This is a genomic window from Catenulispora yoronensis, from assembly GCF_039531695.1.
In the GTDB taxonomy this organism is placed as follows: domain Bacteria; phylum Actinomycetota; class Actinomycetes; order Streptomycetales; family Catenulisporaceae; genus Catenulispora; species Catenulispora yoronensis.
The window spans coordinates 1-18738 of sequence record NZ_BAAAQN010000059.1 but is presented as its reverse complement, the minus strand read 5'-3'; the positions used below and the strand labels follow the sequence as shown (position 1 = coordinate 18738).

Annotated in this window: 16 protein-coding genes; 10 read left to right on the top strand and 6 right to left on the bottom strand. The window is 72.0% G+C overall.

Going from position 1 to position 18738, the window contains the following annotated elements; all coding sequences use genetic code 11:
- The first annotated feature begins 2 nt into the window (after positions 1-2).
- Genes ABD481_RS35935 through ABD481_RS35925 form a run of 3 tightly spaced genes read left to right on the top strand, consistent with a single transcriptional unit; the run spans position 3 to position 3011 of the window.
- On the top strand, positions 3-998 hold the full coding sequence (locus ABD481_RS35935) for an ABC transporter permease (protein ID WP_344670313.1): 996 nt from the start codon (positions 3-5) through the stop codon (positions 996-998).
- 4 nt (positions 999-1002) lie between these two features.
- Complete coding sequence (locus ABD481_RS35930; RefSeq protein ID WP_344670312.1) at positions 1003-2007, top strand: ABC transporter ATP-binding protein; 1005 nt, start codon at positions 1003-1005, stop codon at positions 2005-2007.
- Positions 2004-3011: an ABC transporter ATP-binding protein gene (locus ABD481_RS35925; protein ID WP_344670311.1), complete on the top strand. Its 1008-nt coding sequence runs from the start codon at positions 2004-2006 to the stop codon at positions 3009-3011. Before ABD481_RS35930 ends, ABD481_RS35925 begins: the two co-directional genes overlap by 4 nt.
- 126 nt (positions 3012-3137) lie before the next feature.
- Here ABD481_RS35925 and ABD481_RS35920 read toward each other — a convergent pair whose 3' ends face one another.
- Positions 3138-3413 (bottom strand): hypothetical protein, encoded by a 276-nt coding sequence (locus ABD481_RS35920; RefSeq protein WP_344670310.1) that lies wholly within the window; start codon positions 3411-3413, stop codon positions 3138-3140.
- 68 nt (positions 3414-3481) lie between these two features.
- On the bottom strand, positions 3482-4777 hold the full coding sequence (locus ABD481_RS35915) for an ROK family transcriptional regulator (protein ID WP_344670309.1): 1296 nt from the start codon (positions 4775-4777) through the stop codon (positions 3482-3484).
- 242 nt (positions 4778-5019) lie between these two features.
- Between ABD481_RS35915 and ABD481_RS35910 the strand changes: the two genes are divergently transcribed.
- Both ABD481_RS35910 and ABD481_RS35905 read left to right on the top strand, forming a co-directional pair.
- On the top strand, positions 5020-6408 hold the full coding sequence (locus tag ABD481_RS35910) for a DprA-like winged helix domain-containing protein (RefSeq protein WP_344670308.1): 1389 nt from the start codon (positions 5020-5022) through the stop codon (positions 6406-6408).
- Positions 6405-9104 (top strand): DUF6493 family protein, encoded by a 2700-nt coding sequence (locus ABD481_RS35905; protein WP_344670307.1) that lies wholly within the window; start codon positions 6405-6407, stop codon positions 9102-9104. Before ABD481_RS35910 ends, ABD481_RS35905 begins: the two co-directional genes overlap by 4 nt.
- Positions 9105-9114: 10 nt before the next feature.
- Here the strand turns inward: ABD481_RS35905 and ABD481_RS35900 are convergent, their stop codons facing one another.
- Positions 9115-9528, bottom strand: coding sequence for a hypothetical protein (locus ABD481_RS35900; protein WP_344670306.1), 414 nt, complete (start codon positions 9526-9528; stop codon positions 9115-9117).
- Positions 9529-9559: 31 nt separating this feature from the next.
- On the opposite strand from ABD481_RS35900, the gene ABD481_RS35895 reads away from it, so the two are divergent.
- The gene (locus ABD481_RS35895; protein WP_344670305.1) at positions 9560-10147 is read left to right on the top strand and encodes a hypothetical protein; all 588 of its coding nucleotides are present in this window, start codon (positions 9560-9562) and stop codon (positions 10145-10147) included.
- On the opposite strand, the gene ABD481_RS35890 is transcribed toward ABD481_RS35895, so the two are convergent.
- Positions 10120-11379: a serpin family protein gene (locus ABD481_RS35890; protein ID WP_344670304.1), complete on the bottom strand. Its 1260-nt coding sequence runs from the start codon at positions 11377-11379 to the stop codon at positions 10120-10122. The genes ABD481_RS35895 and ABD481_RS35890 overlap by 28 nt on opposite strands.
- A 9-nt stretch (positions 11380-11388) precedes the next feature.
- Complete coding sequence (locus ABD481_RS35885) at positions 11389-12282, bottom strand: ADP-ribosylglycohydrolase family protein (protein WP_344670303.1); 894 nt, start codon at positions 12280-12282, stop codon at positions 11389-11391.
- Between the two features lie 84 nt (positions 12283-12366).
- Here ABD481_RS35885 and ABD481_RS35880 point away from each other — a divergent pair, with 84 nt between their 5' ends.
- The gene (locus tag ABD481_RS35880) at positions 12367-13803 is read left to right on the top strand and encodes an MFS transporter (protein ID WP_344670302.1); all 1437 of its coding nucleotides are present in this window, start codon (positions 12367-12369) and stop codon (positions 13801-13803) included.
- Between the two features lie 16 nt (positions 13804-13819).
- Here the strand turns inward: ABD481_RS35880 and ABD481_RS35875 are convergent, their stop codons facing one another.
- Entirely contained in the window at positions 13820-14686 is an 867-nt protein-coding gene (locus tag ABD481_RS35875; RefSeq protein ID WP_344670301.1) for an alanyl-tRNA editing protein, read from the bottom strand.
- A 44-nt stretch (positions 14687-14730) separates the two neighbouring features.
- On the opposite strand from ABD481_RS35875, the gene dtd reads away from it, so the two are divergent.
- From dtd to ABD481_RS35860, 3 genes are all read left to right on the top strand, one after another.
- Entirely contained in the window at positions 14731-15174 is a 444-nt protein-coding gene (gene dtd / locus ABD481_RS35870; protein ID WP_344670300.1) for a D-aminoacyl-tRNA deacylase, read from the top strand.
- Between the two features lie 255 nt (positions 15175-15429).
- Positions 15430-16788 (top strand): S8 family serine peptidase, encoded by a 1359-nt coding sequence (locus ABD481_RS35865; protein WP_344670299.1) that lies wholly within the window; start codon positions 15430-15432, stop codon positions 16786-16788.
- A gap of 199 nt (positions 16789-16987) precedes the next feature.
- Entirely contained in the window at positions 16988-18685 is a 1698-nt protein-coding gene (locus ABD481_RS35860) for a DUF885 domain-containing protein (protein WP_344670298.1), read from the top strand.
- The last annotated feature ends 53 nt before the right edge of the window (positions 18686-18738 follow it).

Genomic DNA, 18738 nt, shown 5'->3' with positions numbered 1-18738 from the left:
TGATGACGACCCTGCTCTCGCAGCCGGCCGAGGCGCCGGCCGCGCCGATCCGCGGCAAGAAGCGCGGCGGCGGCGTGTGGCGCTCGTTCCTGTCCAACCGCAAGGCGAACTTCGGCTTTGTGCTGTTCTTCGTCCTGCTGGTGATGGCGCTGTTCCCGTCGCTGTTCACCGATGTGGACGACCCCACGGCCCCGGCCCGCTTCATGCCCCGGCTGCCGCCGTCCGGCGACCACTGGCTGGGCACCACCTCGCTGGGCCAGGACGTGTGGGCGCTGTTCGTCTACGGCGCCCGCGAGCCCTTGATCATCGCGGTGGTGGCCGGCGGACTGGCGACCATCATCTCGGTGTTCGTCGGCGTCTCCGCGGCCTACCTCGGCGGCGTGGCCGACGACGTGATCTCCTTCATCACCAACGTGGTGCTGGTCATCCCGACCTTCCCGCTGGTGATCGTGCTCTCCGCCTACTCCGGCAAGCCCACGCTGACCGTCATGGTCTCCGTGCTGGTGGTCACCGGCTGGTCCTACGGCGCCAACCAGCTGCGGGCCCAGGCCCTGTCGCTGCGCAACCGCGACTTCCTGGAGTCCGCCCGGGTCCGCGGCGAGCGCCGGTCCTACATCATCGTCTTCGAGATGCTGCCGACGATGATCTCGCTGATCATCGCCAACTTCCTGGGCGCCGCGCTGTTCTCGGTGCTGAACGCCGCCGGCCTGCAGTTCCTCGGCCTGGGCGACCCGAACTCGGACAGCTGGGGCACGATGCTGTACTGGGCCGACTCGCAGTCGGCGCTGGAGAACGGCGCCGAGTGGTGGGCCATCGCCCCGGCCCTGGGCATCGCGGCCCTGGGGGTCGCCTTCGCCCTGATGAACTACGCCTTCGACGAGATCAGCAACCCGGCTCTGCGGCCGGTGAGGAGGCAGCGTGGCAAGCAGCTCGCGGCACGGCTCCGGCCGTCCGTCCCGGCCCAGGCCGGTCCCGCCGACGCCCTGGGAGGTGAGTGAGCCGATGCTGGAGACGACGACGGATCCGAACGCGCTGCTGGAGGTCCGCAACCTCTGGGTGGAGTACAACACCCCGACCGGGTCGGTGCCGGCGGTCGCCGGCGTGGACCTGACGCTGGCCAAGGGCGAGTTCCTGGGCGTGGTCGGGGAGTCCGGCTGCGGCAAGTCCACGATGCTGTTCGGCATCGCGCAGCTGCTGAACCCACCGGCCTCGGTGACCGCCGGGGAGGTGTGGTTCAAGGGCCAGAACCTGGTCGCGCTGAGCGCCAAGAGCCTGAACCACCTGCGCTGGCGGGACTTCTCGGTGGTGATGCAGAGCGCGATGAACGCCCTGAACCCGGTGCACACCATCGGGCACCAGTTCAAGGACGCGATCAAGGCGCACGCCAAGTGGTCCGAGACCGAGATCCGGGTGCGTTCGGCCGAGGTGCTGGAACTGGTCGGTATCGACCCGGTGCACCTGAAGTCCTACCCGCACCAGCTCTCCGGCGGCATGCGCCAGCGCGCGATGATCGCGATGGCGCTGCTGTTCACGCCGGACCTGATCGTGATGGACGAGCCCACCTCGGCCCTGGACGTGGTGGCGCAGCGCTCGCTGATGGCGCAGATCAAGGAGCTGCAGAAGCAGCTGGGCTTCGCGGTGATCTTCGTGACCCACGACATGTCGCTGGTCAGCCACTTCTCCGACCGGCTGATGGTGATGTACGCCGGCCAGGTGGTCGAGCTGGGCACCACGCGGGCGGTGTTCGACGCGCCCGCGCACCCCTACAGCAAGGGGCTGCTGGACGCGTTCCCGTCCATCCGCGGCGAGAAGAAGCGGCTGACCGGCATCCCCGGCGCGCCGCCGAACCTGGGCCGGCCGCCGACCGGCTGCCGCTTCCACCCCCGGTGCCCGGTCGCGATGGACCGCTGCATCGTCGACGAGCCGGAGCTGTACCAGGTCGGCGCGGTGCAGGCCCGGTGCCTGCTGCACGAGCCGGCGGCGCAGAAAGTGGAGATCGAGTCGTGAACGAGCCGACCGGCAGCGAACTGCTGCGCACCGTGGACCTGACTCGGCACTTCAAGATCGGCGGCGGCTTCTCGCGCCACAACCTGCACGCCGTCGACGAGGTGAACCTGACCATCAACCGGCGCGAGATCGTGGCGCTGGTCGGGGAGTCCGGCAGCGGCAAGTCGACGATCGCCCGCCTGCTGGCCCAGGTCTACAAGCCCACCTCCGGGGAGATCCGGTTCGAGGGCAAGAGCCTGGGCGCGCTGCGCGGCCGCAAGCAGCAGCTGGCCTACCGCGGCGAGGTGCCGATGGTCTTCCAGGACCCGTTCGCCTCGCTGAACCCGGCCTACCGCGTCGACCACGGCATCATGCGCGGCCTGAAGCTGCACCGCACCGAGCTGTCGCCGGCCGAGCGCCGGGCCGAGGCGGCGCGCGTGGTGGAGGCCGTCGGCCTGAACCCGGCGGCGGAGATCCTCCAGCGCTACCCGTACGAGCTGTCCGGCGGCCAGCGCCAGCGCATCGGCTTCGCCCAGGCCCTGGCCTACCGGCCGAAGCTGATCCTGGCCGACGAGCCGGTGTCGATGCTCGACGTGTCGATCCGCATCGGCCTGCTGAACGTGATGGCCGACCTGCGGGAGAGCGAGGGGGTGTCGTTCCTCTACATCACCCACGACATCGCCAGCGCCCGCTACGTCTGCGACCGCGTGATGGTGATGTACGGCGGCCACATCGTCGAGGCCGGCCCGACCGAGGACGTGCTCCAGGAGCCGAAGCACCCGTACACCCAGCTGCTGCTGTCGGCCGTCCCGGACCCGCGCGCGCCGCTGACCGTCGACGTCGACACGGTGAAGGCCGAACCTCCGAAGGTCGTCAACCCCCCGGCCGGCTGCCGCTTCCGCGACCGCTGCCCCCTCGCCGAACCGATCTGCCACGAGGTGACCCCCAAGCTCACCGAACTGGCACCCGGACACGAGACCGCGTGCCATGTGGCGCAGCGGGCGGCAGCGGGGGTTGCCGGCTGACGCCGGCACGCTGTCGTCCACTGCGGTACGGGTCTTGTGAGGCGGGGTCCGGGTCTTCGGCCCGGGCCCCGCTGCGGTGTCGGGGCGTGGTCGGGGCGGCGTCGGGGCGGCGTCGGGGCGGCGGAGTCAGCCGTGTCGGTGCTCGCTGCGTTGCCGCAGTTCCAGGAGCCACGACCGCACCTGGCTGTCGTCGTGCAGGTAGCCGCCGGCCGGGCCGTTCGGCAGATCGATGCCGGACAGCTTGTCCAGGGCCCAGAGCTCCGAATCGTCCCAGTCGAGGGAGTCGTCAAGGAGCCAGCGTGTGGCCCAGCGGTCGGCGTCGTCCCGGCTCAGTCGGCCTTCGATCACCGCGACGAAGCAAGCCTCGATCTCCCCGAGATCCGGTCGTGTATCGCCAGCCATGTCCTGATCATAGGCATCGAGGCGTGCGCTGCCGCTGCTGAGCCGAGCAGGGCACTGCTTTTGCGGCCCTACCCCTCCACCCCCGTGGGCTCCTGAGCCCCCTGCCAGGCCTCGAAAACCAGCCGCCGCACCGTCCCCACCCCCGAAGCCAACGCCCCTTGCAGCACCGCGTTCGCGCCCAGCTCCGAGGCTGCCAACTCCGGCACCAACGGTGTCATCCGGTGCAGTGCCGTCCGCAGCGGCTCCAACAACAGGTCGGCACTGTCCCCGATCCCGCCGCCCAGCACCACGAGCTCCGGGTCGATGACCGCCGAGATGGCCGCGACGGCGAGCGCCAGTCGTTCCGCCTCCCGCCGCACGACCTCCAACGCCGTCTCACTGCCGGCCCGCGCCGACAGGAACACCTGCTTCGCCGAGTCGGTGTCCGCCAGCCCGAGCTCTCGCGCCGCCGCCACCACGGAGTCGGCCGCCGCCGCGTCCTCCAGCAGTCCTCGGCTGCTCACCGCCAGGTTCAGGTGCTGCGTTTCCGCGCCGCCTGTGCTGCTCGCGCCGTCCGTGCCGCTCGCGCCGTCCAGACCGCCGGGGCCGCTCGCGCCACCCACACCGCCCGCGCCATACGGTCCGTAGGGCAAGTACCCGATCTCCCCGGCCGCGCCGCGCGAGCCCGGAAACAGCCGCCCGTCGACCACGATCCCGGCGCCCAGCCCCGTCCCCACCAGCAAGTACACGAACAGCCGCCGTCCGCGTCCGGCTCCCGCCGCGTGCTCCCCGAGCGCCGCCAGGTTCGCGTCGTTCAGCAGCTCCAACCGGGTGTCCAGCGACGCCGCCAGCCGGTCGGTGACCTCGCGCCGGCCCCACCCCGGCAGGTTCACCGCGTACCGGAGCTCGTTGGTCGCGGCGTCGATCACCCCGGGGCTGCCGACCACCGCGTGCAGCACCCGCGACCACTCCACCCCGGCCTCGGCGCACGCCCGCCGGGCCTGCGCCACGATCGCGTCGACGATGCCGTCGGCGTCCCCGGCAGTGTTCGGCTCGTCGGCGCGGCCCACCACGGTGCCGTCCAGATCCGCCAGGCCCACGCGGATCCAGCTGCGCCCCACGTCGACGCCGAAGGCGTAGCCCGCCGTCGGGTCGGCCTCGTACAGGACCGGCGAGCGCCCGCGCCCGGCCACCGCCTGCTTGCCGATCTCGCGGACCAGGCCGCCGTGCTCCAGCCGGCCCAGCGCGGTGGACACCGTCGGCTTGGACAGGCCGGTGAGGCGGGCCAGCTCCGCACGGGACGTGGCGCCGTCGGCGCGCAGCCGGTCGAGCAGGAGCCGCTCGTTGTTGGTACGCAGGACACTGCGGTTCCAGGCGGACTCCACGGTCTCGCGGGCTCCTTCGTCAGTCGCGTCTTCGGTCTGTTCCGGTCTTCAGCCGTCTTCAGTCTGCTTCACTCGTCGTTCAGCCGTCTTCGGTCCTCGATCGCCGTCCGCGGCCGGCCCGCTGTTCGAGAATGCTCGACCACCGCGCTGATCAGCCCGCACCCGAGCGTGGACGCACAGGTCTCGAAGGTCGAGATTAGCCCCTTCCCGCCCTTGTCGGTGTCCGACGCTACCTTCGGAACATGACTTCCACCGCCCAAATGTACGGGTATGTCCGGGCGTCCAGCCTCGGCCCGGACGGTCTGCTGGATCTCCAGACCTCCGGCGGCACCACCGTCGCCGGCCCGGCCGCGCATCCGCGCTTCTTCTCCGGCTTCCTCGGGGAGGCCGAGCCGGCCGCGGCGGCGCTGCTCGGCGTCGCGAACGTGGCCCAGGCCCGGTACTGGCGGCCGAACCTGGCGGCGCTGCGCGATCCGGTCGTGACCTGCAACGGCGACCGCCTGCGCTTCGAGTCCTTCTCCGGGTGCTGCGGCGTCTACGCCCGCCTCGACGTCCTGGAGTCCGGCCTGGACGGCACCGCCCTGGACCGCGGCACCACCAACGTCGACGTCAACAACGACCTGCGCCTGGCCCTGACCAGGGTGCGGGGCGGGGACCCGCTGCGACTTGAGGTGGGACCTGAGGGACTGGAGGCCACCACTTTCGACGGCACCGTGGTGGAGCGTAAGGTGCCGCTGCCGCCCCGCTGGCTGCGCGGCTTCGCCGAGGTGCAGGCCGTCACCTCCGGCTATGACCTGCGCGCCGAGCTGCGGGCCGCGGACGCCGCGCGGTTCCTGCGCTCCCTGCCCAACGCGCCGCGCGGCGTGCAGTGGCTGGTCCCGGCCGGCCGCACCCTGCGCCTGGCGGCCACCGCCGGCCCCGGCGCGGTCTGCCTTGCCGGCCCGCAGCGCCTCAAGGAGCTGCTGCCGCTGCTGCGCTTCGGCGGCGCGCTCCGTGTCTACGGTCCGAACCTCACTCGCGGCTCGGGCCCGGTCGCCTCGGTCTGGCAGCTGGACCTGCCGGGCATGCGCCTGGTGCTGACCCTGTCCCCGGAGATCACCCGCGGCTTCTCCGGCGAGGGTGCGGTGTTGTCCGCGCTGGCCGGGGACGAGGTGATCGACGACGCCGAGACCGTCGCCGCCCTGCTCGCCTTCGACGCGCGGGTGGAGCCGGACCGGCTGGCCGAGGAGTCCGGCCTGCCGGTGGCCCGCGTGCGCGCCGCGCTGACCCAGCTCGGCACCGCCGGCCGCGTCGGCTACGACCACGCCGACGCCGCGTACTTCCACCGCGAGCTGCCCTACGACGCCGAGCGTGCCGCCAAGCAGAACCCGCGGCTGCGCGCCGCCCGCGACCTGCTGGACGCGAACGCCGTCAGCTGGGACAGCGCGATCGCCACCATCGTTGTTGAGGACCACGTGCAGCGGGTCCGGGCGGCGGCCGACGGGGCGCTGTCCTGCACATGTCAGTGGTATGCGAAGTACCAGGGAGGACGCGGGCCGTGCAAACACATACTCGCGGCGGACGCCTATCGTCGTGGCGAGCGCGGCTTGGCGGAGTCGGCGGACGACGAGGAACTGGCGGGGACCCGATGAGCACGGACAGCGCGGCAGGCTCCATATCCGTCCAGCCCGGATCGGCCGAACACCTGACCTCCCTGCTGGCGGCCGGGAACGCGACGGCGATAGCAGCCTTCTTCCATGGCATGTCCGAGAAGGAGCGGCGCACTTTCGTGAAGCCGCTGCGCGCGCAGCTGAAGTCGGTCAGCTGGCGCGTCTACAGCGAGCAGTCGTCGTCCTGGGACTGGAACGACTTCAAAGCCGTTCAGCGCCGCACGTCCCGCGCGCAGATCCCGGCCTCGATGGCGGTGCTGTCCACCGCCTCGGCCGTCGCGAAGTACCTGCGTACGGTTCAGCGCCAGAGCACCCTGGAGATCGTTCCGGACGCCATCCGCCAAGTCCTCGCCGACCGGAATCCGGACTGGCTGTCCGAGCTCGCCGACGAGCTGTCGGCGACGCTCAGTCCCGAGGGCGCGCTCCCGGTGGTCCAGGCGGTCGCCGCCGCGGCCGGCGTGCCGCCGACGCTGACCCCGGGGCTCGTCCGCGCCTGGGCGGTGCGCTTCCGGTGGCACGACCACCGCGACCGCGGCAAGGCCGCCTTCCTCGCCGATCCGGCGCTGGCCGCGCTGCTGCCGCTGACCTTCGACGACGACGACAACGACGACCTCTACACCGAGTGGGCGAACTTCGGGAAGTTCGCGCACCTGGCCGTCTCCCAGGGCCTGGTGCCGCGCGCGGACATGCTCGACGGCAGCCTCCGGCGCCTGCTGCGCGGCGGGCGCCTCAGCGCGATGCAGGGCCATCTGGCGTTCTGGACCGCGATGGCGGCGACCGACGAGGAGATCGCCGCGCGGATCTCCAGCTGTATCAGCCTTCTGTCCTCGCAGAACGGCACGGTCGCGAAGGTGTTCCTGGCCTCGGTCAAGAAGGCCTCCGACGCCGGGCACGTCGACCTCGAACTCGCCCTGGAGGCGGCGTCGATCGCGGTGACGCGCTCGGAGAAGAACATCGTGAAGACGGCGCTCGGCTGGCTCGACGCGTTGGCCACCGCGCATCCCGACCGGGTCGCGGAGATCGCCGGGTACACGGCCGTCGCCTTTGGCGCTCAGGGTGCTGACATCCAGGAACGCGCCGTGAAGCTGATCGGCAAGCGGGCCAAGGCCCTGGCGGAGGCGGACCGCGTGCGCCTCGCGGCCGAGGGGGAGGTGTACCTTCCCTCGGACCTGGCCGCCACCCTCGCCGGGCTGCTGGGCCTGGAGCAGGACGCTGCGATGCCCGAGGCCGGTTACCTCGACGTCGCGCCGTACGAACCGCGTCCGCTGCTGCCCCCGATCGGATCGCCGGCCGAACTGGCCGAGCAGGTCTCCTCGCTGATGCACACCGCGCCGTCCGAGGCGATGCTGTTCGAGCGGGTGCTGGAAGCCGTGGTCACGTTCTCCCGCGCCGACGCCCCGGGCCTGAGCGAAGCGCTCGCTCCGGTGGTCGAGCGGGCCCACGACCGCTGGGAGTGGTCGCTGGAGAACTACCCGGACACGCCCTCCACGGCGGTGTACCGACTCGCCGAGGCCGCGGTCCGGTTCGACGCGAAGAAGCGCAAGCCGCACCGGGCCTCGGTGCACGAGCTGTGGCCGGTGGTGCGCAAGCAGAAGCCGAGCTACTCCCGGCGGCGGGACCGCACGTCCCCGGCCGACTTCCTGGTCCTGCGTGCCGCCGAGTACACGGCCGCGCTGGGCCTGCCGGACCTGCCGGCGCCGCTCGCCATACCGACCGCCGCGAACGGCAGCCTGGACCCGGAGGTGCTGGCGGAACGACTGCGCGCCGCCGAATCAGAGGCCTTGGTCCCCCTGGAGGCGGACCTGCACCAGGCGCTGCTGCGGCTGCCGGTCGACTGCGGCGACGTCGACACCTCCGGCTTCGCCTCGGAGGCGGGCAAGCGCTTCGCGGCCTGGGTCGCGGGCGAGCGCGTCGCGTTTCCGGACGCGACGATGCCGGATCCGCGGATGCGCGACGGCGTGCGGATCCGCAGCGACGCCGAGGCCGATGCCTACCTGAAGCGGATGGAGCGCAAGCACGCCTCACATCCCGCGACGCTGCTGGATCTGCTTCCCGGCGTCTGGTTCGAGGCGGAGCAGCAGTGGGACGAGTCGGACTGGGACATCTGCTGGCCCGCGATCCTCCCGTCCCACCCGGACCTGCCCGCCATCGCCCTGGCCGGTGCTGCGGACTGGAGCAGCGTGGAGCCGTCGCCGGAGTCCGCCTTGGCGCTGGCCGAGCAGGACGACCCGGTCCACGCCGGGACGCACTATGTGATCGCCTCCCGCATGATCCATGCCGAGGCTGGGTTGCGTGCCTCCGGCGTCGACGCGGCGCTGGTGCTGGCCGCGCGGGGGTTGTTCGACGGCGTTCGCGTCGCCGAGGCCCTGACCGTCCGCCTCACCGCGGAACCGGCCGGTCTGCGCCGTGTGGTGCCGTGCCTGCGCGACCTGGCGAACGGGGGAGCGGCCGGACAGGCATGGGACACCGTCGCCGCGCTGCTGCCACAAGCACTGCCGCCCGTTCGGACGAAAGCGCTGAGCGGAACCGCCGAACTGTTGGTGCTCGGCACGGAGCTGGCCGGCGCGCTCAAGGTGCGGACGTCGATCGACGCGGTCACGGCGGCCGCCGAGAAGAAGGGCGGGAGCGCGGTGGCGAACGCGGCGCGGCGGCTGGTGGGGGCGCTGGGGGCGGGATGAGCTGAGCGATTCAGTACAAACCCTTGGCTCGCGGAAGGGAACCGGACCGTCGCGGAGCGCGTCCAACCCTCATGAAGCTGACGAGATGGATCTGCGTCTTGACCCTGATCTTCGGGGCCGCGGCGTGTTCGGGAACCTCCTCGAAGCCGTCCGCTGCCGGGGCGTCGTCATCGGCGGCGAGCAGTGGCACTTCTTCCGACAGCAGTGCCACGAGCTCGGCGGGCGGTTCGTCGGCGTCGTCCTCGGCCGCGCCGTCGGACGGGTCGGCGGGGTCGGCCGGGTCGTCCGGGGCGTCCGCGTCGGCCGGCGGCACATCGGCCGGGTCGCGGTCCGCCCCGTCGGGCGGTTCCTCGTCGCCGCCGGCGCCGTCCGGATCGCTCCAGCGCGTCGCCGAGATCCGCTTCGAAGGCGGTTTCGCGGGCAACCAGCTCCAGCTGACGCCGCCCAAGGTCGTCGTGTACTCCGACGGCACCGTGGTGGTGGACGCCGGCAAGCGCTCCACGCTGAACCTGCCGGTGCTCAACGGCCTGGTGTCCACCGTCCGCAAGGACCTCGGCGGCATGCCCGCGACGGTGAAGCCCTCCGACGGCCGGACGATCCCCGACATCCCCATCACCGTGCTCGGGATTCTCCAGGCCGATGGCACGTACCAGATCGTGCGGGCCAGCGGGCTGCAACAGCTCGGCCAGGAGGGCGGCTATCCCGCGCCGCTCTACGACGCCTTCACTAAACTCAATGCCCTTACTACCACGCCGAGCACTGCCTACATCGGAGCGAACGTGCGCTACCAGCTCCAGTGCCCGGCGACCGCCACCGGCGCGCAGCCGTGGCCGGTCGGGCTGCCACAGCCGGCCAACAGCGCGGGTGCGAGCTGCGTCGAGTTCCACGTGGCCGGCGGCGCGGCGGCCACGGCGGTGCGCACGGCGTGCGTGCCCTTCATGCCGCAGTCCGGCGACGCGATGAAGACCCCGGTGCCGTACCAGTCGGCCAAGGGCGTGCGCACCTGCACGTGGCGCTACGCGTTGCCGGACGAGACCTCGTGATCCGGTGCACCGACCCAGCCGGCGACGAGAATCAGGCCACTGGCTCGGTGCACCGCGTAGTAGGCGAACGGTCGGTCGAAGGTCACTGATATCTGGCGCACCATGCTGCTTGGCCGCATCGCGCTGCCGGCCATCATGGCGAACGCCATCACCGCCGCTGCCGTGAAGCCCTTCGCGGTGAAGACCGCCACGGCGTCCTGTGCGGCCTGATCGACGGTGAGCGGGAAGTCGCTGAGCCCGGGGAAGTGGCCGCGGCCCGGGCCGGAGACGTGCCGGAGCCCGAACAGGGCCGCGTGCTCCAGCAGATCGTGGTGGGCGGAGACGCGGAACGGGACGGTGGTGACGGAGAGGCTGTCCATCGGCGTCATCGACTCGACCGTGGAGACGGTGACGCCGGGTGCGGGCGTTCCGACCGGGAGGTTCGGGCCGTGGGTGATGGACGGATCGGAGCGGTCGTGGCCGGTTGAGGCTGCCAAGTCCGTGCCGGCCGCGATCACTTTCGCGGGCGCGCAGTCCTCGGGGCCGAGGACCAGCACCACGTCGACGTCGCCGTCACCGTCGACTGTCAGAGCACTCATACGGCCCGCTGGGGTGTCCGCGACGCGCAGCGCGCGCAGTTCGGTGGTGTGCCGCCGCAGGACCGACAACTGGCCGTTCTCGTCGGCCCACTCGCCGGTGGTCTCCGTGATGCTCGGGCGGAACGGCTCTTGCCAGGTCACCTCGACGGTGAGGGCGCTCGCGAGCACGAGCATGATGTCGGCGGTGAGCGTGACCGGCAGGCGCGGGACCAGGCCGCCGGTGTGTTCCGAGGTCCAGGCGTCCAGCCGCTTCTGGTCCGTCGCGGCGTCGCCGGTCAGCTCGCCGTGGACGCCGGGTGCGATGTTGGCGAGCCACGCGGTGTGGACGCGCACTTCGCGGCGCGTCCACAGGCCCAGTGCGATCCGGGCGGCGGCGGAGCTTTCGATCGTGGCCAGGATGTCGCGGGCGGCGCGCGCCGCCTCGTCGGCCGGGACGCCGAGCGCGGACGCGAGTTCGGCGCGTCCGGTGTCGTCGGCGCCGTCGGCGAGGAAGGCCAGCAGGGGCCAGACTCCGGCGCCGGAGAGCACTGTCGCGCCTGAGCCGGTTTCCGAGCTGGCTCTCGCGTCCGGGCCCGAGCCTGGGCCCGGTTGGGCCCAGGTCTCCAACCATCGCTTGGTCAGAGCATTGACTTTCTCCACCGCCGTAGCCGTCATGGCTCAGGCCTACCCGACGCCGGCCCAATCCGGCAACGGCTCGCAGCGCTTGCGCCATTCTTCGGGGATGCCCGGGGTCCCGACCCGCGCGGCCACCACGCCACCGACGATCGCGCAGGTGGTGTCGATGTCGCCGCCGACGAGTGCGGTGTCCCAGAACGCCGCCTCGTAGTCGTTGATCCGTTTCGCCGCGACCCACAGGCAGAACGGGACGGTGTCGGGGGCGGAGATGTAGCGTCCGTTGCCCAGCGACGCCGCGGCGCTGCGGGGATCGGTGAGCGGCAGCAGGGTCATCGCCGTGCCGATGCCGTCGCGCACCAGGCCCGGGGGAGTGCGTTCGGCGATCTCGTCCAGGAACTCGTACCCGGCCAGGTCGGTGCCGGCCGCCAGCGCCGCCGCGACGGCCACCGCCACCGCGCCCGCGACGCCCTCCGGGTGCGTGTGCGTCACCGCGGCCGACGCCGCCGCCTCGGCGGCGACCCGGTCCAGGTCGTCGGCGCCGAACCAGGCGCCGAGCGGCGCGACGCGCATCGCGGCGCCGTTGCCCCAGGAGCCGCGGCCCTCGAACATGCCGGCGGCCTGTTCGCGCCAGTCGGCGCCTTCCTGGCGGATCAGGCGGAGCATGCGGTTGACGCCGGCGCCGTAGCCGCGGTCGAAGTCGTGGTGGTCGGCGAAGGAGCGGGCGAGTGCGTCCTGGTCGATGTGGCCCTTGGCGCGCAGCACCGCGAAGACGGAGCAGGCCATCTCGGTGTCGTCGGTCCAGTACCAGGGGTCCGGCGGCAGCCGGCGGTCGGTGAGCAAGGGCTGGTTCAGCGGGATGAAGTAGCAGGCGCCCACCGCGTCCCCCACGGCCAGGCCACAGAGCGACGCGACGGCACGAAGGTGCGATTGGTCGTCGGTCATGTCTCCACTCTTACTACAGGCTTCCCCCGGAACTCACTCGTCTTCCTCGGCGGCGTCTGGGATGATCCCCTGGGAAGGAAACACGTGATCAAGCTAATCGCCCCTTACAAGCCGATTCTGGCCATGCCCGGGACCCGGGCGCTGTTCGTCGTGGCCTTCCTGGCCCGGCTGCCGCTGACCGCCAAGTCGATGGCGCTGACCCTGCACGTCGTGCTGGACGAGGGCGGAAGTTACGCGGCCGCCGGCGTGGCGAGCATGGTGATGACCGCCGGGATGGGCGTGGGGGCGCCGCTGCTGGGCCGGATGGTCGACCGGCGCGGGCTCAAGCCGGTGCTGCTGGTGACCGGGGTGGCCGAGAGTGTGTACTGGATCACGACGCCCTTCCTGTCGTATTCGGTGTTGCTGGTCACCACCTTCGTGCTCGGTGGGCTGCTCGGAGTGCCGGTGTTCTCGGTGATCCGGCAGGCGGTGGCGGCGCGGGTGCCGGAGAGCATGCGCCGGCAGGCGTTCGCGCTCGACTCGATGATCGTCGAGCTGGTCTTCATGGTCGGCCCGGCGCTGGCGATCGCGGCCATCACCTCGATGCAGTCGGCGAAGGCGACGCTGGCCGCGATCGGCGTGCTGACCGTCGGCGCGGTGGTGACGCTGTGGGTGCTGAACCCGCCGATCGGCCACAACGCGGCGACCGCCGGTCCGGACGCCCTCCCGCCGCCGAAGCTGCCGCTGTCCACCTGGCTGCGGCCCAGCTTCCTGCTGGTGCTGGCCACCGGCGCGGCGGCGAACCTGGTGCTGTCCGGCACCGACATCTCCATCACCGCGCTGCTGCGCCAGCAGAACGCGGTGAAGTGGGCCGGGGTCTGCATCATCGCCTGGTGCCTGCTCTCGCTGATCGGCGGCTTCTGGCACGGCTCGACGGCCCGGCCCTGGCGGCTCCCGCTGCTGATGCTGCTGCTCGGTGCCGGCACCATCCCGGTCGGCTTCATCGGCCACTTCGGCTGGTGGTGGCTGGCCCTGGCGCTGCTCCCGGCCGGCTTCATGTGCGCGCCGACGCTGTCCTCCACCGCCGAGGCGATCGCGTCGGCGGTCCCGGCCTCGGCCCGGGGCCAGGCCATGGGGCTCCAGGGCTCCGCGATGACCCTCGGCGCCGCGATCGGCGCGCCGCTGGCCGGCGCGGTGGTCGACCGCTCGTCCCCGCCGTGGGCCTTCGCGGCGACCGGCGGGATCGGCGTGCTGCTCGCCGCCGCGATGCTGGCGTATCAGCGGTTCGCGGGGGCCGGAGTTCTGGAGACGGCGGCGCCGGAGAGCGCGGTACCGGAGATTTCGGTACCGGAGGGCGCGATGCCGAAGGGCGCAGTGCCGGAGAGCGCGGTGCCGGAGTGGGAGCCGGAGGCGGCGTTGGCGGGCATGACAGCGCTGGCGGCGAGCCAGCCGGTGACGTCAGCGGCGGGCCATCCGGTGACGGTGGGAGCGCCGTCGTTGCCGGAGCCCGCCGTGGCGTGCGCCGAGCCGGCCGTCGGCTGACTCGGCGCGGTCGCCGTCAGCCGCGCTTCGGCGTGGTCACCACGACCAGCTCGGCGCCGTCCTCCGACAGCGTCAGTTCGGCCGTCAGCGAGGCGAGTTCGCCGAGGTGGGTGAGGTGCGTGCCGCCGCAGGCGATCTCGACGGTCTTCTCCGGCAGCTCGCACACCCACTGGCGGCGGGCGGTCAGCTCCGGACCGGGGGTGTCGATGCGGACCGGGGCATCCTGCGCGAGCCAGTCGGCCAGGCGGGCGTTGATCTTCTCGGTCAGTTCGGGCAGCGCCTCGCGCAGGCCCTCGGGGTCGAAGCCCTTCTTCCGCAGCGACTTGCCCAGGCGGTAGCGGTCGGTGCTGGCGTCGAGGCCGATGCGGGAGGTGTCCATCGCGAGGCTGTCGAAGTCGGGGTGGCCGAGGCCGTCGGCGCGGGCCTCCTTGCGCCAGCGGTCGGCGAGCGCCTCGTTGAGGGCGAGGGCCATCAGGTGGCAGCCGGTGTGCGCCGCGGACAGGGCCGCGCGGCGGGCTTCGTCGACGCGCAGTTCGACCTGTTGGCCGGGTTCGAGGGCGGGGGCGCCGTCCAGGACGTGGACCGCCAGCCACTGCCAGGTCTCGTCGCCGCGCCGGACCGGGATGTCGGTGCCGACCGCGAACGCGCCGTCGGGGCCGACGCCGCCGGTCACGCAGTCCGTCACCGGGTGCTCGGCGCCGTCGGCGCGCAGCGTGCCGGTGTCGCCGGGCTGGTCCGGCCAGCTGTGGTCGAGCGGGTGGAACGGGGTGGTGTCCACGACCACGCCGGTGCCGTCGGCCAGCGGGCGGACGGCCAGCACGGTGGCGGTGCCGGAGGTCCCTCCGGCCGGGAAAGTGACGTGGGTCGTGTGCGGATCTGCCATGGCGCCATCGTCTCATCGGGCCCGGCGGCGTGGAGAATGGGCGCATGCGAGCGGTGGTGCAGAGGGTCAGCGAGGCGTCGGTGACGGTGGCCGGCGAGGTGGTCGGCGCGATCGAGGGGCCGGGGCTTTGCGTGCTGGTGGGCGTCACGCACGACGACACCCTCGCGCAGGCCGCGCAACTGGCCCGCAAACTGTGGACGCTCCGCCTGTTCGAGGGCGACGGCACCCCCGGCACCGAGCGCTCCTGCTCCGACTTCGGCGGTCCGCTGCTGGTGATCAGCCAGTTCACGCTCTACGGCGACGCCCGCAAGGGCCGCCGCCCCACGTGGATCGCCGCCGCGCCCGGGCCGGTGGCCGAGCCGTTGGTGGACGCGGTGGTCGCGGAGCTGCGCGCGCTCGGCGCGAAGGTGGAGACCGGTCGCTTCGGCGCGGACATGAAGGTGGCGCTGGTCAACGACGGCCCGTTCACGGTGACGTTGGAGGTGTGAGGCGCGCTGCCCGGGTGCGTGAATGCCTTGGTGCATGAACGTTCGGACATGTGGAGGCCATGACGGGGCTGGCGCAAGCGCCGACCCGGGCGCGGGCTAACCCTCATCACCCCTGGTGGACCGCCCGCCGCGTCTATATCATCACCGCCAACCCAAGCCTGCGGACGCCTGGCGGCCGCACCGCGCGGGGGACCCGGACCGGTGCGAACCCGGCCGACCCTGTTGGTGCACCTGGCGTCCTCCGAGGCAGAGGTCATGGCTCGACGTACATTGCGGAACCTGGCAGTGGCGACCCTCGCCGCGGGCTGCTTCCTGTCCTCTTTCTCGGCTGTTGCATCGGCCGCGGCGGCGGTTCGTCTTTCGGCCGCTGTCCGCGCCCCGGCGGTCGCGTTCGCTCCGATCGTCGGCGGTCCCGCCTGCACCCATCCGCTGCCCGAGCCGAACCTCGCTTCTGGCGAGGAGCCCAAGGACTTGCTGTGGCCGGTGTCCAAGATGGAGCTCGGCTCGGCCGGAGTTTTCTATCTCAGCCGGGGTAGCGGCGTCACTGTGGCGGTCATAGACACCGGGATCGACACCGGGATGGTCAAGGCCGGCCAGGTTCTCGGCTCCGACACCGTGCTGCCCGGGGCCAGCGTCGAGGACATGGGCGGCAGTGGCGACTATGACTGTGACGGTCACGGCACGGCTGTCGCCGCTCTTATTGCCGGGCGTGAGAACGGGATACCGGGTTTTATGGGGGTCGCCCCGGACGCCACCATCCTTCCGATCCGGCAGACGTCCGATCCCGCACAGCCGGGCAGCGCGGTTCGGCTCGCTGATGCCATTCGTACGGCTACTGCCGCTGGCGCGCGCGTCATCAACATCTCTATCGCGGTGACCGAAGACCCGCCGGAGCTGAAGTCCGCGGTTCAGGAGGCATTGGCCAGTGACGTCGTGATCGTCGCGGCGGCCGGTACCGGAGTGGCCATTCCAGGAGCCGCCATTTCAGGAACGGCTATTACGGGAGCAGCCGCTAACGGAGTGGCTGCCGGCGGTGCCCGGGCCAACGGTTCCGGGGCGCGCAAAGACCTCAAGTACTACCCGGCCTCGCTCCCCGGGGTGCTGGCCGTCGGCGCGGTCGACCGGAACGGGGACCCGTCCGGATTCGAGCAGCAGACGAGCGGCGTGAACATCTCGGCCCCCGGCGGCCTTATGGCGGTCCCGGCGGCCGGGTACCCCGGGCGGCTGACCGCCGAGCACGGGGTCGGGTTCGCGTCGGCGTTCGTTGCTGGCACCGCCGCTCTGGTGCTGTCCCACCGTCCGACGTTGCACAACTGGCAGGTGGCGCAGCGCCTGGAGGTGACGGCCGACCATCCGGCCGCCGGGGGCCTGAACGGAGCTGTGGGGTGGGGCGTGGTCAACCCGTACCGCGCGGTGTCGACGGTGCTGGCGGACGAGAGCCGGCCGGATCCGTCCTCCGCGCCCGGCAACGTGGTGCCGGCCGGTGAAGCGATGCCGGGGCACGGTCGGACGGCCGGGCAGATGACGCTCGGCGTGGTGCTGGTGCTGGGCGTGCCGGTGCTCGCGGCGGCGCTTCGGCGTGGGCGGATTCGGGGTCCGCGCGCGGGCGCGTGAGGATGTGAATGGGGCGCGCACCGGCGCGCGGTGCGCCGCTGTGCGCTGTGCTTCGTCGCACTGGTGTAGACGCGTCCGTCCTGGTGACCGCCGGGCGCTGTGCGCGCTGGTTACGCCAACCTCGCGAGCAGCGTCTTAGAACAGTTTTCCAAAGTCGGATCGTTGGACGTCCGAGGATCACCGGCATAGGGTCGAGCGCGTGACGTCCATCAATGAGATCGCTGAAGACTATGTCGCCCGCTACGTCGAACTGGACCCGCAGTTCGCCACCGATCTGGGCGTCCCCGGTCACGACCACGAGTTGACCGACATCTCCCTGGAGGGCTTCGCGGCGCGCAACACGCTGACCGCGTCCACCCTGGCGGCGATCCGGGCCCTGGAGCCGGCGGACGAGCACGAGCGGGTGGCCAAGGAGGCCATGGAGGAGCGGCTGGCGCTGGCCGTGGAGTGCTACGAGGCCGGGGACGACACGTCGTCCCTGAACGTCATCGCCAGTCCGCTCCAGAGCGTGCGCGCGGTCTTCGACCAGATGAGCACCGAGGGCGAGGAGAACCACGCCAACATCGCCGCGCGCCTGGCGGCGGTCCCGGCCGCGCTGGAGCAGCTCAAGGCGACGCTGCTGGACTCGGCGGCCCAGGGCCGGACCTCCGCGCGGCGGCAGGTGCTGGCGTGCGCGAAGCAGACGCAGGACTGGAACGGCGAGCGCGGCGGCGAGAGCTTCTGGGCCGGCCTGGTGACCCGGACCGGCGCCACCGGCGCGGTGCGCGAGGACCTGGACCGCGGCGCCGCGGCCGCCGGCGCCGCCACCGCCGACTTCGGCCGCTTCCTCACCGAGGAGCTACTGCCCTCCGCGCCGGAGAAGGACGCCGTGGGGCGTGAGCGCTACCAGCGGGCGTCGCGGGAGTTCCTCGGCGACACCGTCGACCTGGAGGAGACCTACGCCTGGGGCCTGGAGGAGGTGGCTCGCCTCCGCGCCGAGATGGCCCTGACCGCGTCCCGCATCGTGCCCGGCGGCGGCCTGAAGGACGCCCTGGCCGAGCTGGACTCCGACCCGGCGCGCAAGATCTCCGGCGCCGACAACTTCCGCGCCTGGATGCAGGACAAGTCCGACGCCGCCGTCGCCGAGCTGGCCGACGTCCACTTCGACATCCCCGACCCGGTACGCCGCCTGGAGTGCATGATCGCCCCGACCCACGACGGCGTCATGTACTACACCCCGCCCTCCGAGGACTTCACCCGCCCGGGCCGCATGTGGTGGTCAGTGCCCGAGGGCCAGACCGAGTTCGCCACCTGGCGCGAGACCACGACGGTCTACCACGAGGGTGTGCCCGGCCACCACCTCCAATGCGCACAGACCGCCTACCGCAAGGACCTGCTGAACCGCTGGCAGCGCTCAATGTGCTGGGTCTCCGGCCACGGAGAGGGCTGGGCCCTCTACGCCGAGCGCCTGATGGACGACCTGGGCTACCTCTCCGACCCCGGCGACAAACTCGGCATGCTCGACGGCCAGATGATGCGTGCCGTCCGCGTGGTCGTCGACCTGGGCATGCACCTGGAGTTGGAGATCCCCGCCGGCTTCGACTTCGGGGGCGGGGGCGGGGGCGGTGGCGGTGTCGACCATGCGGGCGAGCGCTGGACGCCGGAGCTGGGCTGGCAGTTCATGACCGCGAACGTGAACACCGAGGAAGCACAGCTCGCTTTCGAGCTGGACCGCTACCTGGGCTGGCCGGGCCAGGCCCCGGCGTACAAGGTCGGCGAGCGGATCTGGCTCCAGGCACGGGATGACGCGAAGGCCCGTAAGGGGGCTGAGTTTGATTTGAAGACGTTCCACAGGCAGGCGCTGGACCTTGGGTCGATTGGGTTGAAGCCGCTGCGGGAGGCGCTTGGGCGGTTGTAGGGCTGGTGGGTGGTGGAAGTCGGAGGCCAAGCGGTCTTAGGAAGACAATGCGC